The following is a 14,810-nucleotide window of genomic DNA, read 5'->3' as shown; positions in this document are numbered from 1 at the left end:
ATTCTTGGACATCAGAAAGGTGCTTCTTTCTGCCAGGGGGTTAGTGCGTCAACAACACTATTTTCCCAGCTCAGAAGCACCTTTCGTCGTTTAACACGCCCCCAGACAGCCAACCCTCATGAAATCGCCGGGCTAGTCCTCCCCGCTTAAAGCAACGCGGGGTCACTTCCGGCCCATAAATCCCCTCGGGATGGGCCATAAGTGACCCCGCGTTGCTCTTTTAAGCGGGCCAGGTCTGTTGCCGGGAGAGCTGGTCCGTGAATTCCGGTCCGGGAAGAGGGCGTCCGAAGTAATAGCCCTGTCCACTCGTGCACCCGATGCTCCGCAGCGCTTCGGCTTGTTCCGCCGTTTCGATCCCCTCCCAGATACCCTTCAGTCCACACGAGCGGATTACCTGTTGGATCGCGGCGAGGAAGCCCAGCTGCGTACTGTCTTTGCTCAGTTCCTGGACGAATTGCCGGTCCACTTTCACACAGTCCACGGGGAGTTTTCGCAGGTATCCCATGGATGAGTAGCCCGTGCCGAAGTCGTCGATCTCCAGCCCGACGCCCAAACGGTGCAGGCTCGCCAAGGTGTAACGGTCCAGCTCGTTGTTCTGGATAATTGCACTCTCCGTGAGCTCCAAAACCAGTGATTCCGGAGGCAGCCCCGTTTTGGCCAAGGCGTCCCGCACGTCGTCCACGAACTCCAGGCTTTGCAGATCTGCAGCCGAGACATTGATTCGCATCGTGAAATCGTGTTGTGCCGTGACGGGGTTGTCCCGCCACTGGCGCAGTTGCTCCACGGCCGCCCGGAGGACCCAGCGGCCCAGCTCGGCGATCAAGCCTGTGGCCTCTGCGACGGGAATGAAGTGGTCCGGCATGATGAGCCCACGCACAGGGTGGTTCCAGCGGACCAAGGCCTCGCTGCCCTCAATCCGGCCGGTAGCCAGGTCAACGATCGGCTGGTAGAAGAGGACCAACTGATCCGAGCGGATGGCTTCCCGGAGTTCCCCCACGATCTGGCGCTGGAGTTGCCGGGCATGAAGCGTGGAGGGATCGAACAACTTGAGCTTGTTCCGGCCCTCGCTCTTGGACTCCTCCATCGCCATATCGGCCTCCTGGAGAAGGTCCTCGACGCTATGGTGCGGCTCGGCAATCCGAAGGCCCATGCTTGCACCACAGCGGACACTGCTGTTCCCGAGGTCGATGTTGGGTTCCAGCGCCGCAAGGATACGGTTTCCGACGGCGGCCGCCCGGTTTTGCGGCGTGGCGGGCAACAGCACGGCGAATTCGTCGCCGCCAAGGCGGGTAACGACGTCGTTCTCCCTCACCGCCGAGCGGATCCGCATCCCGACAATGACCAGAATCTGGTCCGCCGACGCGTAGCCGGCGGACTTCTTGAGTCCCTTGAAGCCATCCAAGGTGACGAGGAGGAGTGCGGCTGGGAGGGCGCCGCGCGCAGCAGCCTCCTGCGCTTCAATGAAGGCATCCACCAAAGCCAGTCGGTTGCCAAGCCCCGTGAGGGCATCCGTGAAGACTTCCCGCCGCTGTTCGTGGCGTGCTTGGTGGAGCTCCTCCATCAACGCGGTGATATGCCGCTCCAGTTTCCCGATCCGAGCGTCAATGTCAGAGGGAAAGGCGCGGCTGGGCTGGATTCGGCTGGGCTGTGTCGCGCTGGGTGGTGTCCCGCTGGGTGGTGTCCCGCTGGGTGGTGTTCCCCTGGGCTGGGCCCCGCTCACGACGCTTCCATGCGCCGCAGGCTACTGTCCGCTACCGCACTAGGTTTGGCGACAGGATTGCGGCGTTCGTCGAGGAAAAGGCGGTACGAGGCGACATCGAGCCTGCCGTCTCCTTCAATCGGGGTCCCGGCGCGGTACACGTGGGTAATCCAGGACCCTCCCAGGATGGCTTCGATCCACGCATCGCATTCGGCCAATGGAAGGGGTACACGTGTTCCGGTGTTCCGCCGATGCCCGGCGATGGAGACCGTAATGCAACTGCCCAGGAGTCCCTTATCGGCGGTGAACCATGCAAGGCCCTCGACATCGGCCACAATGGTCAGGTTTGCGCTGTCATCACCTACGGACTGGACGGGTTGCATGCGCACGGAACGCCGGGCCACATTCAAGGCTGACGGTGTTCCAGCCTGGTACGGGGCACTGGTGATGTCCTGGCGGAAGGCATTCAGTTCCTGGTTGTGCTGGATCTGGATGCGGGTGGTGAGTGCATTGATGGTCATGATCGTGCCTCGTCAGCGATAGTGGCCGCCTGGAGGCGGTCGGCTCCTACAATCCGGTTTCTTCCCTGTGCTTTGGCGCTGTACAGCGCTGCGTCTGCCACCTCGATCATCGAGGTGAGATCTGAGGCAGCGGGGGTGCTGGCCGTGACTCCGTAACTGATGGTGGGGAAGGCGACGCCCTCCGGAACCTCAGTGGATGCCAGGCGGCGGCTGATCTCGGCTGCGATGTTTTGGGCCCGCTCCTGCGTGGCTCCGGGGAGGAAAAGAACAAATTCTTCCCCACCGTACCTGCCGATGAGGTCCGTTGATCTGACCGATGACGTGCAGGCGTCGGCGAAAGCTTTCAGGGCGACGTCCCCGGCGCGGTGCCCGTGGGCGTCGTTGACCAGCTTGAAGTGGTCCAGATCTGCCAGGACAATCGCAGCACCGGACTCGTTGGCCCGCAGTCGTTTGAGTTCGGTGGATGCCAGGTCCAGGAAGGCTCCCCGGTTGAGCAGGCCTGTCAGATGATCCTTGGTGGCCCGTTCCTTCAGGCCCTTGATCAGTTGGTCGGCACTCAACGTGGTCATGCTGAAGGACACCGTAACCAGGAGGACCAAGGACACCAGGCCCGAGGGCGCAGGACCAAAATAGGTGCGGAATGTGGCACTGTCGGGGCCTTCCAATGCGTAAACTACCCACCGGCCCAGGTAGTAGATCGCCAGGAGTCCGGCAGCCAGGGAAAGGGCTTTGTGCACTTGCGAGTGGGTCGCCTTGATGAACCACAAGTCACGGGCCGCCAATGCGATGCCAAGGGTCATCATTGCCAGGTACACGAAGCCGCCGGACCACACATTGGAGCCGGGACTTTCCAGGACGGAGGCGACCGCCGTGATGACAGGAGCAACGGCGAGCTGCCATGGTGCCGCTTTAAGGTCCCGCAGAGTACGGGCGCCGGCCCAAACGCTGAACGCTCCGGCCACCACCAGAACGTTGCCGAAAGGGTTGGCCCAGTGCTGCGCGGGTGTGCCATTCAGGAGGAACGCCGTGTTTCCCAGCATGAACTGCAGCAAGGCCAGACTCCACCAGCCCGCGTACGGTGACCTCGTGCGGCGGTACGAGGCGAGGAACAGCGCAAAGAGCGTCAACGTGACCACTCCGAGGGCAATCCTCACCGAAAACGAGTCGAGCACCATTGTTCGCTCCTGCCGATTGGTCCCACGCCAATTTCTAACATGTCAGGGTTCCTGTCAACGCGGAACCTCTCCACATGTTGGCCGTGCCGGGAACCTTGTAATACCCGCGGATCTCATAGGTCCAGTTGCCCACGGTTTGGATTCCCGATTTATAGGACTTTCCGGCATTTTTGCTGAGGTCGCCTGTGAATTCCAGGGTCCCCAAAGGGTTGTACAGCTTGATCTCGTGATAGTTCGCGCCCGAAACTTCCGAGAACGAATTCACATCAACGGCAACCTTGGCACCATTCGCCGAACACGTCATGATCACGTCGGCACTCGCAGGGGCAAGGAGACGCATGGCCGAGTACTGCGGGGTGGCATTCCCGGTGTCAGAGAAAGCGGCAAGTGCGGCGGCGGGTCCGGCCATCATGGAAGCAGCGACGGCGGTTACGCCCGCGAGTGCGCGCCAGGTATGGTTCTTGCTCATGCCGCCCGCCCCCTTAGCTGCTTCTGGCCTTGCTGTGGTTCCAGTCTGACCGCGCTGGATCAACCCCGGTGCGACATTTCCTCAAGATTGGCTCAGGATTGGGGGCCGGAGACGTGCTCATAATGAACCATGTGGATCGGTTGGATTGAATTCGATGTGCTCCTGGGCGATGTCCATAGCCTGAAGGAGAAACGCTCGCTCGTGCGCCCCGTCATTGCTGAACTCAAACGCCGCTTCGAGGTGTCCGCAGCCGAGACCGGGTTGCAGGACCAATATCGCCGGACCTTGCTGGGCGCGGCACTGGTGGCGCCTGACCGCGCGCACCTTAAGGAAGTGCTCGACGCCGTTGAACGGTTCGTTGCCGCCCGGCCCGAGCTTGAGCTTCTCAGCGCAAGGCAACGCGAGATGCACAGTGAAGATTAAGTACAGTGAAGATTAAGTACAGCGAAGACTAGGTGTACACAAACCCGGGTTAGTAGCCGATGACCGCGAGCCGGGTTGAATCCAGGTGGGCATCGATCGCTTGGTGTGCAGCGTCCAGGCTCCGGCTGCGCAGGGCATCGACAATCAGCTGATGCTCGCGGAGAACGTCCCCGGCACGGTCTGTCCCCTGCGTGACAGCACGGACACCAATCCTGAGTTGCCGCTGCCGAAGGGAAGCGTAGAAATCGGCCAGGATTGGATTTCCTCCCGCACGGACCACGAGCGTGTGGAATTCGGTGTCCAACTCAATGAACCGAGCGGGGTCGTCCTTCGCTTCGTGCTGCTGGTCGATGATGCGTTGGAACGCGTCGATCTGCCCATCCGGCATGCTGTCCAGTGCTGAGACGGCCCACTTCTCCACCACGGAGCGGGCCTGCAGGATGGCTCGGACATCGGGGTCCGAGATTGGCGGAACGTAAGCGCCTTTGTGTGGGATCCGTTTGACGAAACCCTCGGCTTCGAGGCGCAACAATGCCTCACGGACTGGTGTGCGCGAGGTGCCGGTGGACTTGGCGAGGACCGCCTCGTTGAGGAAGGTCTCCTCGTCTCGCGGCAGGGCAGCGATATAGCTTTTCATCCACTGATAGGCCACTTCGGGCTGGGATTGAGCAGTGGGAGTCATCTGGATCATGAAGAGCCTTTCTCGCGAAGCCCAGTATACGAGTTGCATTCAGGACGGACCCGGACACGCACGAAAAACTTCTTCACTGAATGTAGACGGGTTGTATACAACTAGTCTACAGTGTTGTTCAGTGACTCCGCTCACGCATTTGGAACCCCTCAATTTCCTGGGATCGCTTCGCTTCACCGAAGCCTCCCAACCGCAAAAGGATCCCCACCATGACCGATTTGAAGAAAGCAGAACTGAGGCAGCAGAAGCATTCCAGCCTGCCCGTTGTCGCTGCATCGAGCCTTGCCGGCACGGCCGTCGAATGGTACGACTTCTTTCTCTACGGCACCGCTGCCGCATTGGTTTTCAACAAGCTCTTTTTCCCAACCTCTGACCCGCTTGTGGGCACCATGCTGGCCCTCGGAACATTTGCCGCCGGCTTCCTTGCCCGTCCTTTGGGCGCCATCGTCCTGGGGCACCTCGGCGATAAACATGGCCGTCGCGCCACACTTGTAGCCAGCCTCATGCTCATGGGCGTGGCCACCACACTTATTGCGTTCATCCCTTCCTATGCAGCCATCGGCGTCGCAGCACCGTTGCTGCTCTTGCTGCTGCGCCTGATCCAGGGATTCGCACTGGGTGGCGAATGGGGCGGGGCCGTTCTCCTCGTCTCCGAGCACAGCAATGACAGTGCACGGCGGGCGTTCTGGGCATCCTGGCCCAACATCGGTCCGCCGCTGGGCAACCTCATGGCCGCAGGTGTGCTGGCAATCCTCGCCGCGACCATGCCCGAAAGTGAATTCCTTGCCTGGGGCTGGCGTCTCGCGTTCGGGCTCTCCGCCCTGCTGGTGATCATTGGCCTCGTCCTGCGTCTCTACGTTCAGGAGACTCCCCTGTTCAAGGAAGCACAGCTGAAGCGCGAGGCAGAAGCCATCAAGGAACGGAAATTGCCTCTGGCCATTCTGTTCCGCCGCAACTGGCGCCAACTGCTCATCGCCACCGGCAGCCGCATGGGTGAGAACGCAGGCTTCTACATCTACTCGCTGTTCATCATCACCTACGTCACCCAGATCATGGGCTTGCAGCGGCAGACCGGCCTCACCGCCGTCATGATCGGCCAGGGCGTCGCCGTCGTCGCTATCCCCATCCTGGCGCTTTATGCGGACAAAGTGGGCCGCAAGCCCATCATGATCGGCGCTTCCATCGCCACCGTCATCTGGGCGTTCGCGTTCTTCGCCCTGCTGAACACTGGCCAGGTGTGGGGCATCATTGCTGCCGCCGTCGGTGGCCTGTTGATCTTCGCCGCCTACAGCTCCGTGATCGGTGCGTTCTTCTCCGAACTCTTCCCCACCGATGTCCGGTACAGCGGCACCTCGGTTGCCTACAACCTCGCCTCACTGATCGCCGGCTCGCTGTCCCCCATCATTGCCCTGGCTCTCTACAGCGCCTTCGGCACCGGCTACGCGATCGGCATCTACCTCGCCGCGATGGGCCTGATCTCCATGGTCTCGGTCATGTTCGCCAAGGAGACCAAGGGCCTGCGGCTCAGCGACCTGGACGAACCCGTCAAGTAAGCACCCGCGAGATGGCACTTCACACCCATATTTGCCCCAAACACGGGCGCGAAGTGCCGTCTCGGAACCACCGAAAGTAAGGAAACAACCATGAAAGTCGCACTCGTCCAGGTGGCCAGCCCGGATTCGGAAACCCGTGGTCAGCGGATAGATCGCGTTGAAGCAATTCTTCGCGGCATCGAGGGTGCCGAGCTGATCGTCCTCCCCGAACTGTGGAGTGCCGGATACTTCCACTTCGATGAGTACCAGGCCCTGGCCGAGACCCTCACTGGCCCCACGATGTCCATGTGCTCACGCATGGCGGCAGACCTTGGTGTGTACCTTCACGTCGGGAGCATCATCGAGGCCGGCGAGGACGGACGCCTCAGCAACACGTCCATCCTGCTGGGACCGGACGGGAAAATCCTGCACTCGTACCAGAAGATCCACGTCTTTGGTTACAAGTCCAAGGAAGCCAGCCTCCTCACGGCGGGATCCTCACTGCCGGTGGTGGAACTGCCGTTCGGAGCTACGGCGGGGATCACCTGCTATGACCTCCGGTTCCCGGGATTGTGGATGGAGCTGAGCACCCGGGGCGCAGAAATCGTTATCGTCCCGGCAGCCTGGCCCGGAGCGCGCCGCGAACACTGGCGGCTTCTCACAACCGCCAGGGCACTGGAGCACCAGATCTTCGTCATTGCCTGCAACGCCGCAGGCAGCCAGGAAGGCGTGGAACTTGGCGGACACAGCCGGGTGGTGGACCCGGCCGGCAACGTACTCGCCGAAGCCGGTGCAGGGGAATCCGTGCTCATGGTGGACATCGATCCCGACCAGGTCAATGCAGTGCGTACCGAATTCCCCGTCATTGGCGATCGGCTCGCGGACTACGACGCACTTGCCGTTTGAGGAATCCGGCCGTTTGACCAGTTTGGCGAGACTGACCCACAACGATTTAGGCAGCATTCAAGGAGACGGAATGGAAACAACAAGGCAAGTCCCACTCACCTTCAGGGTGGCGGGCACCGACAAGACCATTGTGGTCTCGGACTTCCACGCAGTAGTGGCCGGCTATACCGGCAGGGATCCGAAGGCCGTGCAGCATCACATCGATGAGCTGGCAGCCATTGGCGTAGCTCCACCGCCGGAAGTGCCCATGTTCTACCGGATGGACTCGCACCTGTTCGATACATCAGGCGAACACGACACCAGCAACAACCTGACCTCCGGCGAGATCGAGCCTCTCTATATTCGCCACAACGGCAAGTTCTACCTCGGCATCGGTTCCGACCACACGGACAGGGATATCGAGGCCCAGGATATTGGCGATTCCAAAAGGGCATGCCCCAAGCCCATCGCAACCGAGGTCATCGAAGTCCCCTCACTCGAGGACCTGGACCTTGACCAGTGCACCGCCCGCTCGTGGGTGGACGGCGAACTGTACCAAGAGGGCTCGTTGGCGGGCCTGCGCAAGCCGGCGGACGTCGTCGAAAAGCTCCTGGCGCGGACAGACATTGGTGACGCCGACTTCATGTGCCTGGGTGGCACTCTTCCACTCCTCAAGGGGAATTTCGTTGACGGAACTTCCTGGAAAGTAGAGCTCTCGTTCCCCGATGGGACGAGAATCGAACACAACTACAAAATCAAGAAAGGCTCACTTCGATGAGAACCGGAAAGCAATACCTGAAGTCCCTGAACGATGGCCGGACGGTGATCCTCGATGGCGAGGTAGTTGGCAACGTGCTGGAACACCCGGCGTTCGCGAAGGTCGCCCAGACCATGGCTGAGCTGTTCGACATCGCAGCCGATCCCAGCAACGGCATGCAGTTCCATTCAGAAGAGATTGATGGACCCGCGAACCGCACCTTCGCTGCTCCGCGCACCCAGGAAGAGCTCGTCCTCCGGCGCCACGCCATTGAAAAGTGGGCCAAGCACACCCATGGCTGGGTAGGCCGCAGCCCCGACCACGTTGGTACCTTCTTCGCCGCTTTCGGCTCCCACGCGGACGTGTTCAAGAATGACGAGCGCGACTTCGCCGGCAACGTGGAGCGGTACTACAAGAAGATCCTTTCCGAGAACCTGTACCTTTCCTACGCGATCATTCCGCCACAGGTTTCCCGCGCAACCACGGCGTCCGGCTGGGAAGGCGAATACCTGCAGGTCGGCGTCGTGCGTGAAACCGAGGAAGGCATCATCGTCCGCGGTTCGCAGATGCTTGCCACGGGCGCAGCGATTGCGGACGAAGTGTTCGTCACCTGCATCAAGCCGCTTGGCCCGGATGATGTGGACTTTGCCGTCAGCTTCGCCGTTCCCGTGGCGACCGACGGGTTGAAGCTGTACTGCCGCCGTCCGTTCGCGCCGGCAGCCACCAGCGACTTCGACTACCCGCTGACCAGCCACTACGACGAGCCCGACGCGTTGGTAGTTTTCGATGACGTGCTCATCCCCTGGGACCGCGTTTTCATCAACCGGAACATCGATACGCTCCGCCGCCAGTTCTTCGATACCGGTGCCCACGCGCTGGGAAACTGGCAGGCGCAGATCAGGTTCTCCACCAAGCTGAAGTTCATTGCTTCTGTTGCCCGCAAGGTCACCCAGGTGAACGGCACGGACAAGATCCCCGGAGTCCAGGAGAAGCTTGGCGAGCTCGCCGCGATCGTCCAGTCTGTTGAATCGGCGGTTCTTGCGGCCGAATACACAGCAACGGTTGACGACGCCGGCATGGTGGTTCCCGGGAAGAGCGCCCTTTACGGGGCCATGGGTCTTCAGTCCGAGACGTACCCGCGCGTGATTTCGATCCTTCGTGACCTGGTGGGTGGTGGCGTGCTTCAGCTGCCCTCCAGCGTTGCCGACATGACCAGCAGTGTGACCCGTCCGGACATGGAACGCTACGTGCAGTCCCCCGGTGTTGCCAGCGAAGAGCGCGTGAAGCTGTTCAAGTTGGCCTGGGACATCATCGGCTCCGAATTCGCCGGCCGCCACCAGCAGTACGAAATGTTCTACGCTGGTGCCCCGTTCGTGGTCCGTGGGGCGTACACCTACCGGAACTACGGCTACGACGCCCTGGTTGCTGAGCTGGACAAGTACCTTGGTTCGTACAGCATCAACGGCCCAGTAGACGGCAGCGTCAACGGCATGGAAGGAGAATAGCCATGGCAAAGCCCGAATTCGAGTTCACCCCCACCTCATCGGTGGACTTCGCACCCTGCAACCCGCACATTGAAGGCCTGTCCGAGGCCATCCTTGCCCGGGATTCAGACAATGACAGTGTCACGCGCATCCTCAAGTTCGAGCCCGGCACCGACACCTCGCCAAACGGCGTCCTGACCCACGATTTCTGGGAAGAGGTCTTCATCTTCGAGGGCTCGTTCGTGGACCAGCGCCTGGGCAAGACCTTCAAAGCCGGCGACTGGGCAACCCGTCCGCCGGGCATGGAACACGGTCCATGGGTTTCCGAAACGGGGGCCAAGATGTTCGAGGTCCGGTACTACGCCGATCCAGTACAAGCCGAACGGAGCAACTGACATGAGCCTCGCACCGCTCTTCACTGTTCCCGATGCCATGGGAATGCGCCGCGCCATGGGCCGCTTCCTCACCGGTGTCGCCGTGGTCACCACCAAGCACGAGGATGAGCTGTACGGGATGACCATCAGCTCGCTGACCTCCATCAGCCTGGAACCGCCCATCCTCATGATCTCGCTGAACTTCGGAACGCGGACGGGTGAGGCATTGATCGAGAGCGGCAAGTTCGCCGTCTCGATCCTTGGGGCCAAGCAAGAGTCGATGGCACGACGCTTTGCGGTGCGAGGCGGCGACCGTTTCGGCGACGGCGAATTCGACATGACCGAGAACGGGCTTCCCGTCATCAAGGGAGCCCTCGCCCAGGCGGATTGCACCGTTGTGCAGCAGTACGACGTCGGAGATCACCAGGTCTTCTTCGGCCAGGTCACCACGTGCCGCGACCGGGACGGCGAAGTGCTCGCGTTCAAGGCGGGCCGCTTCGGCTCATTCTCCGACTTCGGCCACGCGGAGATCCCCTGGATGTTCTAACCCCCTTTTAAAGCAACGCGGGGTCACCTACGGCCCATAAATCCCCTTGGGATGGGCCGTAGGTGACCCCGCGTTGCGTTTACTTGGAGGTGCCCTGCGAGACCGAACCCTGCAGCTGGCGCTGGAAGATGATGTAGACGATCAGGACCGGAACCACCGTGACAGTGACTGCCGCGAAGAGTGCCCCAAAGTCCACGGCGTACCCCATCTGGCCCGCGAAGGCGGCAAGACCCTGGGAAAGAACACGCGGCCCGGCAGCGTTGATGGATACCGGGATGAGGAACTGGTTCCACAGGCCCAGGAAGTTGAAGATGGCAACCGAGGCGAGGCCCGGCTTGGCCATCGGCAGCATGACCTGGAAGAACGTCCGCCACTCCCCTGCGCCGTCAAGTGCTGCTGCTTCAGTGATTTCGTGCGGCAGCGACTTGAAGAAGGAGAACAGGAAGAACACTGTGAACGGTAGCGCGAACCCCACGTACACGATGATCAGGCCTGGCAGGGTGTTCAGCAGTCCGATGTTCTTCAGCACGAAGAACAGCGGGACCATGGCGAGGAAGATCGGGAACGTCAGGCCAGCCAGCATGAGGTAGTAGATCGCCCGGCTGCCCGGGAACGTGTACCTGGCCAGGACGTAGGCGCACATTGCACCGAGCACCATAACGATCACCAGTGCCGAACCAACCACAACCACCGAGTTCAGGAAGTAGTTCCCGATCCCGGCCTCACTCCAGGCCTTCACATAGTTGTCGAACCGCCAAACCGAAGGCAACGCGAACGGCGAGGCAAAGATCTCGCTGGACGTCTTGAAGGACGACATGAACGTCCACAACAACGGCAGGATCACGATGAGCGACCAAATGGTCAGTGCCGTGTGGGAGACAGCCCCCACGAGTTTGTCCCCGGGCGTAGTGGCGGGTTTGCGCGGCTGGAAATGCAGCGACTTCATTTCAGGGGTTGAGACTTTTGTTGTCATTAGATGCTCACGTCCTTGTCGCCACCAGTGAGCCGGTTAATCACGAACACCAGGCCGGAGAAGATCAGCGTGGCCACAGCCAGGACAACGCCCATGGCGCTGGCCAGGCCGAATTGGCCCTTGCTGAACGCCGTGAAGAACAACTGCTGTGCCATCACAAGCGTTGAGTTGTCCGGACCACCGCCGGAGTTCAGTGCCGCCATGTAAACGAACGCATCGAGCGCCAGGATACCCATGTAGATGTAAGCGGTCTGGATGTTGTCCCTGATGAGCGGGATGGTAATGGAGACGGCGGTACGGAGCCTTCCGGCGCCGTCGATCCTTGCGGCCTCGAACAGCTCAGCAGGAATGCCCTTGATACCGGCCACGAAAAGGACCATGTAGAAGCCAACGAAGCCCCACACAATCACGAACATGGTGGCGGTCATGGCCGTGTTCTTATCGCCCAGCCACGCGAAGCTCTTGAACTGGTCAAGGCCCAGGCTGGTGAGGATCCCGTTGAGCAAGCCACCTGAAGGATCGTAGATCTGGCCCCACATGATGCCGATTGCGATGGCGGGGATGGTGTAAGGGAAGAAGGACACAACGCGGTAGAAGCTGGAATTGCGCAGGCCTTTGATCTGGCCCTTGCTGCTCCCGCCAACGGTCACCATGGTGGCCAGCACCAGGCTCAGGATGATGGTGACGATTGGCAGCACGATGACCAGGAGGATGTTGTTCCCCATGGCCTTCATGAAGATGTCGTCCGAGAAGATCCTGGCGTAGTTCTCAAAGCCGATGAAGTTCTGTGTGGGCGAAAAACCCGACCAGTCCGTCAACGAATACCCGAAGGCCTGGATGAACGGCCAGATCACGAACAAGAGATAGATCGCCAACGGCAGGCCAAGGAACACCGCGAAAAAGCTGACTTTGTCCCACGTCAGCGGCTTGCGCCGGCGCCTCACCACAACCGGTGGGGCCATGGCCGGAACGACGGCGGCCAGGCCGTCGTCGTTCCGGCTCTGCTTGGTTTTCACTACGGTCACTTCACTTCAATCTTCTTGACCGAGCTGTCGTTGCGGACCTTGTCGGTGATGTTCTGCAGGGCCGAGGTCAGCGTGGCGACGTCCGACTTGCCATCGAGGAAGGTGTTCCAGACGACGAGCTGGTCCTTGTTGGTGCCGTAAAGGTCGATGAAGTTCCAGGTATAGATGTTCTCGCCTGCGTCGCTGAGCAGCTTTGTCTGCGAGACCAACGCCGTGGAACCGAAGCCATCGGCCGGGACGGTGTCCTTGACGATGGTGGGAGCAAGCTTGGTCTTGGCGAAGTTGGTAGCAGCTTCCTTGGAGAGCATGACGCGGAGCAACTCCTTGCCGCCGGCAACGTTCTTGCCCTGGGAGGGAACCACGTAAGGCTCGCCCGCTGCACTGTGCAGCGATGCGTACGGCTTCTTGGGGCTGGCGCTCACTGAGGGCACGGGGGCGCCCGTCATCTTGAAGTCCGCCTTCGTCTGGTCCTTCATCTCGTTTTCGATCCACGAACCGGACGGGTAGAACACCGCTTCCTGGGCGTTGCTCCACTGGGCCTGGGCTGCGGTGAACTGCGTTCCGGAACCGCCAGGCTTGAAGTACCCCGCCTTGACGATCTTGTCCAAAGCTGTGAAGACGGACTGTATGGCCGGGTGCGACCAGCAGTCTGCCTTGAGGTTCTCCAAAGCCAACCGGACGTCGTCGCCACCTTCCTTGATAGCGGAAGCGACCGCCATTTCCTGGTAATACGTGGCAGCTTCCTTGCCCCAGAGGAACAGGTACTTGCCCTTGGCCTTGGCCTGCTCGCCCAGCGCATACATTTCGTCCCAGGTCTTGGGAACGGTCCAGCCATTTGCCTTGAGCAGGGAGTCCGAGTACCACATGGCGTAGACGGTGAGCACGTAGTTCAGGGCGGCGAGCTTGCCCTCGAACGTCCCGGGAGCGAGCACGCCGGTGTACAGGGTGTCCTTAATAACCTTGCCCTCGAGGTTCTTGGCTTCCACCACGCTGGTGAGGTCCTCGAGCTGGGCAAGGATGGTGCTGAAGCCAATGGCTTTCGCACCGGAGTTGTCGATCAGGTCCGGTGGGTTGCCACCGACGAAGCGCGGCTGGAGCTCCTGCGCGATATCCGTGGACGGGGCAATCTTGGCGGTGGAACCGGAGTGGGCCTTTTCGAAGGCCTTGCCTGCGAAATCGACGTAGTCGATGCCATAGCCACCCTTGAAGATCACGGCATCAACGGTGGACTTGTCCGCCATGCCAAAGGGGTTGGTGTCGGAGACGGCGCCCGTGGGGCCGGCAGTGGTACCGCCACCACCTGCTGCACAGGACGCAATGGTTCCCCCCATGGGGACGAGCACCGCAGCTGCGAGTGCCCCGCGGAGGAATCCGCGGCGGCCAAGGGACTGGTGCTGAACGTTCATTTTCGTAACCCTCCAGTGACTCGTAATGTCGACTGTTGCGGCAGGCGGCCGGAAAGTCGGACAGTCTGGGTTGGCCACTCTGCAGCGCCAACCTTCGTGTGACATACTTCACCACGAATGATCGAAAATCAATATTTCTCGGCAGTTTCGATCAACATTTGTCAAAGTGTGATCTTCCTACGGACCTTCCGCAAGGGCTTTTCCACACTCGGTAATCGCTTCCCGCGCGAGCAGCTTTTGCCGCTCAGTTCCCAGTCGTTCCGCCCATTGTTCGGCCAACTGGAACTCCACCAAGGCCTCGGTGAAGCGCCCGTTACCGTGCAGAAACCACCCGAGACTTGCGTGCAAAGCAATCATCCATCGCTTGGTTCGCTCATGGCGGGCCGTGGAGGCATATTCGAGGGCACTGCGCATCCAGGATTCCGCGTTGGCGACGTCCGCGATGGAGAGCATGTGCAGTGCGTCCACGGCCAGGAATTCCTCACCAAGGTGGTCAGCCAACTCCGCAGCCTGCTCGAGGAGCGGCACTGCCATCTCAGGGTGCCCGCCGGCGTTCAAAACCCGGCCGCGCTCCACGAGCACGCGCACGCCAACGGTGGGTTCGTCGCCGTCGATTCCGTCCAGGAGGGCATCGGCTTCCTCCAACCGGCCCTGCAGACCGATGGCCCGCCCAAGCTGGGTTGCCAGCTCGGCCCGCTCATCGGCGTCGTAAATTTCCTCCAGCATGGCTGCACGAAACCTGGCTTCGGACGCTGCCGGATCGCCAAAGTTCCATAAGTGGTCCAAAGTTCCCTGATCCAGCATCAACCCGCTCCTGACCAGCCCTTAGCTGCGCCCGTTGGCTTGCAC

16 protein-coding genes are annotated in these 14,810 nt (G+C 61.0%); 7 read left to right on the top strand and 9 right to left on the bottom strand.

All coding sequences use genetic code 11. The annotated features are described in order from the left end of the window. Positions 1-220: 220 nt before the first annotated feature. The 4 genes from AC1DCM_RS19025 to AC1DCM_RS19010 are packed head-to-tail and all read right to left on the bottom strand — an operon-like array spanning position 221 to position 3,864. Positions 221-1,720, bottom strand: a complete 1,500-nt coding sequence (locus tag AC1DCM_RS19025) for a putative bifunctional diguanylate cyclase/phosphodiesterase (RefSeq protein WP_477519343.1) — start codon at positions 1,718-1,720, stop codon at positions 221-223. Further along, positions 1,717-2,220: a hypothetical protein gene (locus AC1DCM_RS19020; protein ID WP_477519342.1), complete on the bottom strand. Its 504-nt coding sequence runs from the start codon at positions 2,218-2,220 to the stop codon at positions 1,717-1,719. The genes AC1DCM_RS19025 and AC1DCM_RS19020 overlap by 4 nt, the downstream gene beginning before the upstream one ends. Continuing rightward, positions 2,217-3,395 (bottom strand): GGDEF domain-containing protein, encoded by a 1,179-nt coding sequence (locus AC1DCM_RS19015; RefSeq protein ID WP_477519341.1) that lies wholly within the window; start codon positions 3,393-3,395, stop codon positions 2,217-2,219. Before AC1DCM_RS19015 ends, AC1DCM_RS19020 begins: the two co-directional genes overlap by 4 nt. 34 nt (positions 3,396-3,429) lie before the next feature. Next, a complete protein-coding gene (locus AC1DCM_RS19010; RefSeq protein WP_442018641.1) occupies positions 3,430-3,864 on the bottom strand; it encodes a SipW-dependent-type signal peptide-containing protein in 435 nt (144 codons plus the stop codon). A 129-nt stretch (positions 3,865-3,993) separates the two neighbouring features. Here AC1DCM_RS19010 and AC1DCM_RS19005 point away from each other — a divergent pair, with 129 nt between their 5' ends. Further along, the gene (locus AC1DCM_RS19005) at positions 3,994-4,287 is read left to right on the top strand and encodes a DUF503 domain-containing protein (protein ID WP_477519340.1); all 294 of its coding nucleotides are present in this window, start codon (positions 3,994-3,996) and stop codon (positions 4,285-4,287) included. Positions 4,288-4,336: 49 nt separating this feature from the next. Here AC1DCM_RS19005 and AC1DCM_RS19000 read toward each other — a convergent pair whose 3' ends face one another. Then, positions 4,337-4,978, bottom strand: a complete 642-nt coding sequence (locus AC1DCM_RS19000) for a GntR family transcriptional regulator (RefSeq protein ID WP_477519339.1) — start codon at positions 4,976-4,978, stop codon at positions 4,337-4,339. A 209-nt stretch (positions 4,979-5,187) separates the two neighbouring features. Here AC1DCM_RS19000 and AC1DCM_RS18995 point away from each other — a divergent pair, with 209 nt between their 5' ends. The 6 genes from AC1DCM_RS18995 (at position 5,188) to AC1DCM_RS18970 (ending at position 10,557) form a co-directional block, all read left to right on the top strand. After that, positions 5,188-6,531 carry an MFS transporter gene (locus AC1DCM_RS18995; RefSeq protein WP_477519338.1) on the top strand — a complete coding sequence of 448 codons (1,344 nt, stop codon included), beginning with the start codon at positions 5,188-5,190 and terminating at the stop codon, positions 6,529-6,531. Positions 6,532-6,621: 90 nt separating this feature from the next. Continuing rightward, entirely contained in the window at positions 6,622-7,416 is a 795-nt protein-coding gene (locus AC1DCM_RS18990; protein ID WP_477519337.1) for a carbon-nitrogen family hydrolase, read from the top strand. Positions 7,417-7,486: 70 nt separating this feature from the next. Beyond that, positions 7,487-8,173, top strand: coding sequence for a DUF2848 family protein (locus AC1DCM_RS18985; RefSeq protein WP_477519336.1), 687 nt, complete (start codon positions 7,487-7,489; stop codon positions 8,171-8,173). Further along, on the top strand, positions 8,170-9,657 hold the full coding sequence (locus AC1DCM_RS18980) for a 4-hydroxyphenylacetate 3-hydroxylase family protein (protein ID WP_477514520.1): 1,488 nt from the start codon (positions 8,170-8,172) through the stop codon (positions 9,655-9,657). The genes AC1DCM_RS18985 and AC1DCM_RS18980 overlap by 4 nt, the downstream gene beginning before the upstream one ends. A 2-nt stretch (positions 9,658-9,659) precedes the next feature. Beyond that, positions 9,660-10,031 (top strand): cupin domain-containing protein, encoded by a 372-nt coding sequence (locus AC1DCM_RS18975; RefSeq protein ID WP_223947844.1) that lies wholly within the window; start codon positions 9,660-9,662, stop codon positions 10,029-10,031. Between the two features lies 1 nt (position 10,032). Then, complete coding sequence (locus tag AC1DCM_RS18970; RefSeq protein ID WP_224094113.1) at positions 10,033-10,557, top strand: flavin reductase family protein; 525 nt, start codon at positions 10,033-10,035, stop codon at positions 10,555-10,557. 79 nt (positions 10,558-10,636) lie between these two features. On the opposite strand, the gene AC1DCM_RS18965 is transcribed toward AC1DCM_RS18970, so the two are convergent. The 4 genes from AC1DCM_RS18965 to AC1DCM_RS18950 all read right to left on the bottom strand — a co-directional run bounded on the left by AC1DCM_RS18965 (position 10,637) and on the right by AC1DCM_RS18950 (position 14,765). After that, positions 10,637-11,530: a carbohydrate ABC transporter permease gene (locus AC1DCM_RS18965; RefSeq protein ID WP_477519335.1), complete on the bottom strand. Its 894-nt coding sequence runs from the start codon at positions 11,528-11,530 to the stop codon at positions 10,637-10,639. Beyond that, positions 11,530-12,555, bottom strand: a complete 1,026-nt coding sequence (locus tag AC1DCM_RS18960) for a carbohydrate ABC transporter permease (RefSeq protein ID WP_442004194.1) — start codon at positions 12,553-12,555, stop codon at positions 11,530-11,532. Before AC1DCM_RS18960 ends, AC1DCM_RS18965 begins: the two co-directional genes overlap by 1 nt. Next, positions 12,552-13,961 (bottom strand): N-acetylglucosamine/diacetylchitobiose ABC transporter substrate-binding protein, encoded by a 1,410-nt coding sequence (gene ngcE / locus AC1DCM_RS18955; protein WP_477519334.1) that lies wholly within the window; start codon positions 13,959-13,961, stop codon positions 12,552-12,554. Before ngcE ends, AC1DCM_RS18960 begins: the two co-directional genes overlap by 4 nt. Positions 13,962-14,138: 177 nt before the next feature. Next, complete coding sequence (locus AC1DCM_RS18950) at positions 14,139-14,765, bottom strand: hypothetical protein (RefSeq protein ID WP_477519333.1); 627 nt, start codon at positions 14,763-14,765, stop codon at positions 14,139-14,141. Between the last annotated feature and the right edge of the window lie 45 nt (positions 14,766-14,810).

This window comes from Paenarthrobacter sp. 10N417, from assembly GCF_056394745.1.
The sequence above is the reverse complement of the archived record's forward strand: the minus strand, read 5'-3'. Positions and strand labels throughout refer to the sequence as shown.

Coding starts and splice junctions, on each gene's coding strand:
- AC1DCM_RS19020 (WP_477519342.1), bottom strand. CDS start 2,220: ATGACCATCAATGCACTCACCACCCGCATCCAGATCCAGCACAACCAG.
- AC1DCM_RS19015 (WP_477519341.1), bottom strand. CDS start 3,395: ATGGTGCTCGACTCGTTTTCGGTGAGGATTGCCCTCGGAGTGGTCACG.
- AC1DCM_RS19010 (WP_442018641.1), bottom strand. CDS start 3,864: ATGAGCAAGAACCATACCTGGCGCGCACTCGCGGGCGTAACCGCCGTC.
- AC1DCM_RS19005 (WP_477519340.1), top strand. CDS start 3,994: ATGTGGATCGGTTGGATTGAATTCGATGTGCTCCTGGGCGATGTCCAT.
- AC1DCM_RS19000 (WP_477519339.1), bottom strand. CDS start 4,978: ATGATCCAGATGACTCCCACTGCTCAATCCCAGCCCGAAGTGGCCTAT.
- AC1DCM_RS18995 (WP_477519338.1), top strand. CDS start 5,188: ATGACCGATTTGAAGAAAGCAGAACTGAGGCAGCAGAAGCATTCCAGC.
- AC1DCM_RS18990 (WP_477519337.1), top strand. CDS start 6,622: ATGAAAGTCGCACTCGTCCAGGTGGCCAGCCCGGATTCGGAAACCCGT.
- AC1DCM_RS18985 (WP_477519336.1), top strand. CDS start 7,487: ATGGAAACAACAAGGCAAGTCCCACTCACCTTCAGGGTGGCGGGCACC.
- AC1DCM_RS18980 (WP_477514520.1), top strand. CDS start 8,170: ATGAGAACCGGAAAGCAATACCTGAAGTCCCTGAACGATGGCCGGACG.
- AC1DCM_RS18975 (WP_223947844.1), top strand. CDS start 9,660: ATGGCAAAGCCCGAATTCGAGTTCACCCCCACCTCATCGGTGGACTTC.
- AC1DCM_RS18970 (WP_224094113.1), top strand. CDS start 10,033: ATGAGCCTCGCACCGCTCTTCACTGTTCCCGATGCCATGGGAATGCGC.
- AC1DCM_RS18965 (WP_477519335.1), bottom strand. CDS start 11,530: ATGACAACAAAAGTCTCAACCCCTGAAATGAAGTCGCTGCATTTCCAG.
- ngcE (WP_477519334.1), bottom strand. CDS start 13,961: ATGAACGTTCAGCACCAGTCCCTTGGCCGCCGCGGATTCCTCCGCGGG.
- AC1DCM_RS18950 (WP_477519333.1), bottom strand. CDS start 14,765: ATGCTGGATCAGGGAACTTTGGACCACTTATGGAACTTTGGCGATCCG.